General features: G+C 69.0%; 8 protein-coding genes. 4 read left to right on the top strand and 4 right to left on the bottom strand.

Features of this window, described 5'->3' with window-relative positions:
- Nucleotides 1–16 precede the first annotated feature (16 nt).
- Entirely contained in the window at nucleotides 17–931 is a 915-nt protein-coding gene (locus ABD127_RS16760; RefSeq protein ID WP_344203607.1) for a DUF7064 domain-containing protein, read from the top strand.
- Nucleotides 932–980: 49 nt separating this feature from the next.
- On the opposite strand, the gene ABD127_RS16755 is transcribed toward ABD127_RS16760, so the two are convergent.
- Genes ABD127_RS16755 through ABD127_RS16740 form a run of 4 tightly spaced genes read right to left on the bottom strand, consistent with a single transcriptional unit; the run spans nucleotide 981 to nucleotide 4,389 of the window.
- Nucleotides 981–2,051 carry a ResA-like WAxxUGC motif-containing protein gene (locus ABD127_RS16755; protein WP_344203604.1) on the bottom strand — a complete coding sequence of 357 codons (1,071 nt, stop codon included), beginning with the start codon at nucleotides 2,049–2,051 and terminating at the stop codon, nucleotides 981–983.
- 18 nt (nucleotides 2,052–2,069) lie between these two features.
- On the bottom strand, nucleotides 2,070–2,240 hold the full coding sequence (locus tag ABD127_RS16750) for a hypothetical protein (protein ID WP_344203602.1): 171 nt from the start codon (nucleotides 2,238–2,240) through the stop codon (nucleotides 2,070–2,072).
- A gap of 27 nt (nucleotides 2,241–2,267) precedes the next feature.
- Entirely contained in the window at nucleotides 2,268–3,815 is a 1,548-nt protein-coding gene (locus ABD127_RS16745) for an acyl-CoA carboxylase subunit beta (protein ID WP_344203600.1), read from the bottom strand.
- A 31-nt stretch (nucleotides 3,816–3,846) separates the two neighbouring features.
- Nucleotides 3,847–4,389 (bottom strand): TetR/AcrR family transcriptional regulator, encoded by a 543-nt coding sequence (locus tag ABD127_RS16740; protein WP_344203597.1) that lies wholly within the window; start codon nucleotides 4,387–4,389, stop codon nucleotides 3,847–3,849.
- 172 nt (nucleotides 4,390–4,561) lie between these two features.
- On the opposite strand from ABD127_RS16740, the gene ABD127_RS16735 reads away from it, so the two are divergent.
- The 3 genes from ABD127_RS16735 (at nucleotide 4,562) to ABD127_RS16725 (ending at nucleotide 7,595) form a co-directional block, all read left to right on the top strand.
- Nucleotides 4,562–5,506 carry an ABC transporter ATP-binding protein gene (locus tag ABD127_RS16735; protein ID WP_344203595.1) on the top strand — a complete coding sequence of 315 codons (945 nt, stop codon included), beginning with the start codon at nucleotides 4,562–4,564 and terminating at the stop codon, nucleotides 5,504–5,506.
- 120 nt (nucleotides 5,507–5,626) lie between these two features.
- The gene (locus ABD127_RS16730; protein ID WP_344203594.1) at nucleotides 5,627–6,028 is read left to right on the top strand and encodes an SCP2 sterol-binding domain-containing protein; all 402 of its coding nucleotides are present in this window, start codon (nucleotides 5,627–5,629) and stop codon (nucleotides 6,026–6,028) included.
- A 31-nt stretch (nucleotides 6,029–6,059) separates the two neighbouring features.
- On the top strand, nucleotides 6,060–7,595 hold the full coding sequence (locus ABD127_RS16725; protein ID WP_344203592.1) for an acyl-CoA synthetase: 1,536 nt from the start codon (nucleotides 6,060–6,062) through the stop codon (nucleotides 7,593–7,595).

Genomic DNA, 7,595 nt, shown 5'->3' with positions numbered 1-7,595 from the left:
ATCGAGGGGCCACACCATGCACGAACCTTCACCGCACGACTTCCTGCGTCACGACATCTCCGGCACCCCGCACGCGCGGGAGTCTCTCGTCTACCACGTCCACCTGCCCGAGGAAGGCGTGCTCTCGATGTACGCCTGGGTCTACGCCGATGGTCGAGCCGAGGCCGCCTCCGCCTTCTTCGGACCCGCCGCCGGTGACAAGGCGGTCTTCGAGGAGTCCCAAGCCGAGGTCATGGCCGCGGACGCCGACTTCACCGACTGGAAGGTCGGCACGTTCCACCTCACCGACGGGGACCCCAGCACGGCGCGGCTGCAGCTCGCGGGCGCTCGACTCAGTGTCGACTACCACTTCGAGGCCATGCATCCCGCCTTCCTCTACTCGACCGGTCGCGCGGACCGCAGTGAGGCGCTGCCGAAGTTCGCCGCGACGGACCGCTACGAGCAGTCCGGTCGGGTCACCGGCACGATCCGCATCGACGACCGCACGATCGAGTTCGACGCCCTCGGTCATCGCGACCACTCCTGGGGCAGGCGCGACTGGCTCACGATGCAGCACTACAAGTGGGCCGCGATCCAGGCCGGCGAGAGCGCCGTGAACCTCTTCTACATCGAGGGGGAGGGACGCAGCTGGCACCTCGGCTACGTCTTCCGTGACGGCGAGCTCGCCGCCATCACGCACGTCGATGTCGCCGAGACCTACGACGATCGCTGGGTCCAGGACGTGGTCGACCTCGAGATCGACGACGCTGCGGGCCGCCGGACCTCGGTGACCACGACTCGCTTCGGTCGGCACGAGTACCCGGTGGGCGACGGCGACTACAAGCTCGTGGACACCGCGGTCCACGCCACCATCGCCGGGCAGGCAGGAGTCGGCTACCTCGACTGGGGCTGGCCACGCGACTACCTGCGGCACCTGCGCTCGGACCGCTGAGACGGAGGGGGGTGGTGCGCCGAGCTCGGCGCACCACCCCCCTCCGCCGTCAGTCGGTGCCCCCGCGAACCCCGGCCGACGGCTTGTAGTAGTTCTCGGCTCCGACCTTGCGGAGCTCCTCGACGAAGTTGGACTCGAAGTGCTCGCTCGGTCGCTGCAGCGGGTCCTCGTGCCACCAGGACTGTCGCTTGTAGGACCAGTTGCCGGGGTCGAGGGCGTGTGCCAGGCGCAGGTGCTCGCGCGCGTCGTCGCGTCGCCCGAGCGACTGCAGGTGGGTGGCCATCTCGAACCTGGCCGCCGCCTCGGACTGCTGGGCCGTGCGTCGACCTGACCTGTCGGTGACCTCGTGCTCGGCGAGGACGTACGGGCTGTCCGCTCCGCGAGCGGCCCAGTCCCGCAGGGAGGCCACGTACCGCTCCGCATCGGTCACGATCGAGGATGCCTGGTCGATCATCTCGTCGACGTAGGGGTCCTCGTGGCCGACCCTCGATTCGACGGCGACATTCCTGGACTCCTCCTCGTACCAGACCGCGCGTCCCGGCCACGCGGGCTCGGCCGGTCGGACGATCCTGCCCGCCTCGTCGACCCAGACCGCCATGGGCACGTTGTCGAATCCGAGGGCGGCGACCAGCTGGTGGCGGGTGTCGATCAGTGAGGGGTGCTGCGGGTCGATCTCGGCGAGGAACGGCTCCGCCGCGCCGCCGGAGTCGAGCGCCACGGTGATGATCTCGATCCCGTCGCTCTGCAGCTCCTCGCGGAGCTCGGCCCAGACCGGTAGGTCGGCCCGGCATCCGCACCACGGCGCCCAGGAGGTGATGACCAGCCGCTGGCCGAGGAAGTCGCGCAGGTCGACGTCGCCTCCTCGCCAGTCCTGCAGGCGGACGCTGGGGAGCTCCGTCGTGGTCAGGACGGTACCGCCGCTCTCGGGGCCGATCGCCACCGCGCCGGTCTGGTCATCGGTGACCAGCTGCGCGCCCAGCCGCCGCGCGAGTCCGGGTCCGTCCAGGTCCGGGGCCAATGGCATGCAGACGTCGGCGCGGCACGCGCCTTCAGGCTTGATCACCCAGCCGCCGGCGGCGGCCACGTCGGCCAGCTCCACCTGCGGTCCCTGCACGATCACCGCTCGACCTCCACGAGCTCAGGCGCCCAGAAGGCGGTCGGGCACGGGTGCCGCGAGCATGCGGATCTCGTTGTCGGAGTAGTCGCGGCCCGGGTGTGCGTCGGCGAGGTGCGCCCGGACGTCGACGAGGAGGTCGTCGTCGCGCGACAGGATCTGGGTGCCACACGGGCAGTTGAGCTGGAAGGCCATGAGTCGGCTCCGATCGGTCAGCAACGGTCAGATGGGGGAGATGCTGCGGCGTTTGCCCGGCACTCGGGGTTCGCGGCGCCGGACCCTGCCAAGGGCCTCGGCCAGCAGCGCGCGGGTCTCGCTCGGACGGACGACGGCGTCGATGCCGAACGACTCCGCAGCGAGCAGGGGGTCGATGTTGGCGCGGAAGCGGTCGATCAGCTCGGTGCGGTGCGCCGCAGGGTCGTCGGCCGCCTCGATCTCGCGGCGGTAGCCGATGTCGACGGCACCCTCGATGGGCATCGCGCAGATCTCCGCGGTGGGCCAGGCGAGGGACAGGTCGGCGTCGGCGCTGCGGCCGCCGCCCATCGCGATGTACGCGGCGCCGTAGCCCTTGCGGCTGACGATCGAGAACCGCGGCACGCTGATGCCGGCGAGCTCATGGATCAGCCGCCCGCTGCGGCGCGCCAGCTGGCTGTCCTCGGCCGCCGACCCGATCAGGAAGCCGGGCACGTCGATCAGCATCAGGACCGGGAGGCCGAAGGCGTCGGCCACGGCGATCAGGTGGGCGGCCTTCTCGCACGCCGAGCTGTCGAGCGCTCCGGCGAGGTGGCGCGGCTGGTTCGCCACGACGACGAGCGGTCGGCCCTCGATCCGGACCAGGGCCGTCACGATGTTCGGCGCGTGCGTGGGTTGCAGCTCGAGGACCGACTCGTCGTCGCACAGACCCTCGATGACGTCCCGGACGTCGTAGGCCTGGCGAGTGCTGACGGGAACGGCGGAGTCGAGGTCGACGTCACCCGGCTCCCACGGCCCGGTGCTGCGCAGTGGTTCGTCGAGGGCGTTGGACGGCAGGTACGAGAGGTAGGCGCGGACCGCGTGGAGCGCCTCGTGCTCGTCGTCGACCGCGAGGTGGGCGACTCCGCGAGCGGCCTGGACCTCGGCCCCGCCGATCTGCTCGTTCGTCATCGTCTCGCCGGTGGCGGCGAGGACGAAGGGAGCGGACGACATGCCCAGTGTCGAGATGCCCTTGACCATCACGACGAGGTCGGAGATGGCGGCGAGGTTGGTCGAGACCCCGAAGCCGGGGCCCATCATGACGGTGACGGTGGGCACGAACCCCGACAGGTCGACCAGGTGCCGGAACAGCGGAGAGCCGGGGGAGGCGTGGCGTGAGTCGAGACCTTCCTGCATCCGGTGACCGCCGCCGTCGCACAGCAGCACGAGCGGGATCCGGTCGTGCAGAGCACGTCGGGCGCAGTGCTCGACCTTCGCCATGCCGACGGCTCCGTTGCTGCCGCCGAGCACCGTGAAGTCGAACGACGCCACCACGACGGGGCGACCGTCGACGTGGGCGATGCCGGTGACGACCCCGTCGGCCGGAGCCTCCAGGCGACGCCCGTCCTGGGAGGTCGCCGACCCGGCGAGACCGCCGAGCTCGACGAAGGTGTCGCCTCCGGTGAGCAGGTCGATGCGCTCTCGCGCGGTCAGCTTGCCGCGCCCGTGCTGGCGTTCGACCGCGTCGGATCGGGCGTCGTCGGCCAAGGCGGACCTGGCGGCGTCGACCCGCTCGAAGGGGTCGGGAACGGCGTTCATCGTGCGACTCCCAGTGTCCTGAGGGCCCCCTTCAGGTCGCCGTGGCGGCGTCCTTGACCTGTTGCAACGACCACCGCAGCGTCTCCTTGCTCTGCAGCGAGTCGGCCTGCTCGAAGCCGATGAGCAGGTACATGCCGGTGCGCGCGTAGTGCTCGGCCAGCTGCGGGTCGCCGACGAGCTCGAGGAACGCCGGGTAGATGACCGCGTAGCGGCCCTGGTCCACGGAGCGCTGGACCTCCGCGACGTCCGCATCGGTCTGGCTCCAGACCCGGATCGCGGCCTCGGCGCGGTGCGGCAGGTCGATCGTCATCGTGAGCAGGGTGTCGAGCCGGTCGCTGGCCTGCGGGTTCGCCTCGGCGATCTCGACCAGACGCGTCGTCCGTTCGAGCTTCCAGTACTCCAGCAGCTGGGTCGTGTAGTCCTTCCAGCTCGTGAACGAATGGTAGAACGCCCCGGTGCTGACCTCGAGGGCGTCGCACAGCGGGATCAGCTTGAAGCCGGCATAGCCCTCCTGCGCGAGCAGCTCGAGCCCCTGGTCGAAGAACCGGGTGCTGAGGCGGTTGCCGATGGCCATCGAGGGTCGCTTTCGGTGCGGGAGCCGTGGAGGGACGGACCGAGCCTAGTGCTGCCATCTCGCCGCGACCTCGCTCCCCGAATTTAATCTCGCATTGAAAGAATAGCGGTCTTCTCGCTAGCGTGACGCGCGGCACAGTCGGGACCGACTGTCCGGACGTGAGGAGATCGTCGTGGGTGTTGAAGTCAAGGTCGAGGGTCTGACGAAGAAGTTCGGGTCGCAGGTGATCTGGAACGACGTGTCGTTGACGCTTCCGGCGGGAGAGATCTCGGTGATGCTGGGGCCGTCAGGTACCGGCAAGTCGGTGTTCCTGAAGACCGTGATCGGTCTGCTCAAGCCCGACAAGGGTCACGTGTGGATCGAGGGCACCGACATCGCGAACTGCTCCGAGAAGGATCTCTATGAGATTCGCAAGCTCTTCGGGGTGCTGTTCCAGGACGGCGCGATGTTCGGCTCGATGGACCTCTACGACAACGTGGCGTTCCCGCTGCGCGAGCACACCAAGAAGTCCGAGTCCGAGATCCGACAGGTCGTCATGGACAAGATGGAGCTCGTCGGTCTGACCGGCGCGGAGAACAAGCTCCCCGGTGAGATCTCGGGCGGCATGCGCAAGCGCGCCGGCCTGGCCCGCGCGCTGGTGCTCGACCCGGAGATCCTGCTGATCGACGAGCCCGACTCCGGCCTCGACCCGGTCCGCACGGCCTACATCAACCAGCTCTTCATCGACCTGAACGCGCAGATCGACGCGACGTTCCTGATCGTGACCCACGACATCAACACCGCCCGCACGGTGCCGGACAACATCGGCCTGCTCTACCACAAGCACCTGGCGATGTTCGGTCCGCGCGAGATGCTGCTGAGCTCGACCGAGCCGGTCGTGGCGCAGTTCCTCAACGCCCAGCGCGTCGGCCCGATCGGCATGTCTGAGGAGAAGGACGCCGACGAGCTCGCCGCGGAGTCCGGCATCGACATGCCGCCGCTGCCCCCGATCCCGGTCCAGCTCGAGCCGTCCGACGGCCGCCCGCGTCGCGGCCAGCGCGAGCCCGGTGGCTGGCTTCGAGACAACGGCATCACCCCGCCCCCCGGCTCCTTCGCCCAGGCAGGGCTTGCCCGATGAGCATAAGAGCGTTTATGGTGACGTGACCGGCGTCACTCCGACCCCGTGGCGGGGACGAGCACGTCGTCTCGCCGGCTCATTCTTTTTGAACTGATAGTAAAAACGAGAGGACCATCCGACATGGCTTTCAAGGACGCAGCAGAAGTGCGGACGTACCTGGGTGGAGTGTTCGAGACGGCCTTCGCCGACCCGGAGATCGGCCCCAAGCTGAAGTCGACCGGCATCGTCCTGAAGACCGTCTACACCGACCCGGAGGCGATCGTCATCATCGACACCACCACCGGAGAGGTCTTCGAGGGCGACGGCTCGAGCGACTCCACCGCCGAGATGGCCATGACGGCCGACACCGGCAACGCCTACTGGCAGGGCAAGGTCAACCTCCCCCTGGCGATGGCCAAGAGCAAGATCAAGGTGCAGGGCAACGTCGCCTCCCTCCTCAAGCTCGCGCCGCTGGGCAAGAAGCTCTACCCGCGCTACATCGAGACGCTCAAGGCCGACGGCCGCGACGACCTCCTCGTCTGACGTCGACCCCGCCCCCTCGAAGGAGATCTGCATGTATCCCGCCGTCCACGCCCAGACCGACCCCCACCGCCCGGCCGTCGTCATGGCCGGCTCCGGCCGCACCGTGACCTACGGCCAGCTCGAGGACGAGTCCTCGCGCCTCGCTTCGGCCCTGCACGCTCGGGGCCTGCGCAAGGGCGACGTCGTCGCCGTGCTGGCCGACAACGCCCCGGAGGTCTTCTCGATCCTCTGGGCGGCCCTGCGCTCCGGGCTCTACATCACGCCCGTCAACCGCAACCTGACGTCGAGCGAGGTCGCCTACATCGTCGGCGACAGCGGGGCCAAGGTGCTCTTCGCGTCGGCCGCTCTCGCCGACCTCAGCGTGGCAGTGGCTGCCGAGGTCAAGCCGGAGTCGCTGATCGCCTTCGGCGGTGCCGTCGACGGGTTCGAGAGCTTCGAGGAGGTCCTCGCGAGCGCGGGAGCTCCGCTCGGGGACCGCCCCCGTGGCGCCGACATGATGTACTCCTCCGGCACCACCGGGCGCCCGAAGGGCGTGAAGTCGCGAATGCTGCCGATCCAGGTCGATCAGCCCGGTGACCCGATCACGGGTCTGCTCAGCCAGGCGTTCAAGGTCGGCCCTCAGGACGTGTACCTCCAGCCGGCGCCGATCTACCACGCCGCGCCGCTGAAGTGGGCCGGTGCCGTGCAGGCACTCGGCGGCACCGTCGTGATGCTGGAGAAGTTCGACGCCGAGTCGGCCCTGCAGGCGATCCAGGACCACCGCGTGACGATCGCGCAGTTCGTGCCGACGATGTTCGTGCGGATGCTGCAGCTGCCCGAGGCCGTGCGGACGTCCTACGACGTCTCGTCGCTGCGGCTGGCCGTCCACGCGGCCGCTCCGTGCCCGCCGGACGTCAAGCGCGCCATGATCGAGTGGTGGGGTCCGATCGTCTTCGAGTACTACGGCTCCACCGAGCAGCACGGCATCACGCTCACGTCCTCGCCCGAGTGGCAGCAGAAGCCGGGCACGGTCGGGAAGGCCATGATCGGCATCGCCCACATCTGCGACGACGAGGGCAACGAGCTGCCGGCCGGTGAGATCGGGTCGGTGTACTTCGAGCGCGACGAGCTGCCGTTCGAGTACCACAACGACCCGGAGAAGACGGCCGCCGCGATCCATCCGCAGCACGGGACCTGGACCACGGTCGGCGACCTCGGGTACCTCGACGAGGACGGCTACCTGTTCCTCACGGACCGCAAGTCGTTCGTCATCATCTCGGGCGGCGTGAACATCTACCCGCAGGAGGTCGAGAACCTCCTGACGATGCACGAGAAGATCTTCGACGTCGCGGTGATCGGCGTGCCCGACGCCGAGATGGGCCAGTCGGTCAAGGCCGTCGTGCAGCTCAAGGAGGGCGTCGAGGCCGGCCCGGACGTCGAGCGCGAGATCATCGACTACGTCCGCGCCAACATCGCGACCTTCAAGGCGCCGCGCAGCGTCGACTTCGTGGACTCGCTGCCCCGTACGCCCACGGGCAAGCTCGTCAAGCGCGAGCTGACCCGCCGCTACGAGCCGCAGGGCGTCTGA

The organism is Aeromicrobium alkaliterrae (genome assembly GCF_039529015.1).
Taxonomy (GTDB): domain Bacteria; phylum Actinomycetota; class Actinomycetes; order Propionibacteriales; family Nocardioidaceae; genus Aeromicrobium; species Aeromicrobium alkaliterrae.
Note: the sequence above shows the minus strand (reverse complement) of the source record. Positions and strands in the feature narration are given on the sequence as shown.

Bases quoted from the DNA above. Each gene is read 5' to 3' on its own strand.
- ABD127_RS16760 (WP_344203607.1), top strand. From the start codon at position 17: ATGCACGAACCTTCACCGCACGACTTCCTGCGTCACGACATCTCCGGC.
- ABD127_RS16750 (WP_344203602.1), bottom strand. From the start codon at position 2,240: ATGGCCTTCCAGCTCAACTGCCCGTGTGGCACCCAGATCCTGTCGCGC.
- ABD127_RS16745 (WP_344203600.1), bottom strand. From the start codon at position 3,815: ATGAACGCCGTTCCCGACCCCTTCGAGCGGGTCGACGCCGCCAGGTCC.
- ABD127_RS16740 (WP_344203597.1), bottom strand. From the start codon at position 4,389: ATGGCCATCGGCAACCGCCTCAGCACCCGGTTCTTCGACCAGGGGCTC.
- ABD127_RS16730 (WP_344203594.1), top strand. From the start codon at position 5,627: ATGGCTTTCAAGGACGCAGCAGAAGTGCGGACGTACCTGGGTGGAGTG.
- ABD127_RS16725 (WP_344203592.1), top strand. From the start codon at position 6,060: ATGTATCCCGCCGTCCACGCCCAGACCGACCCCCACCGCCCGGCCGTC.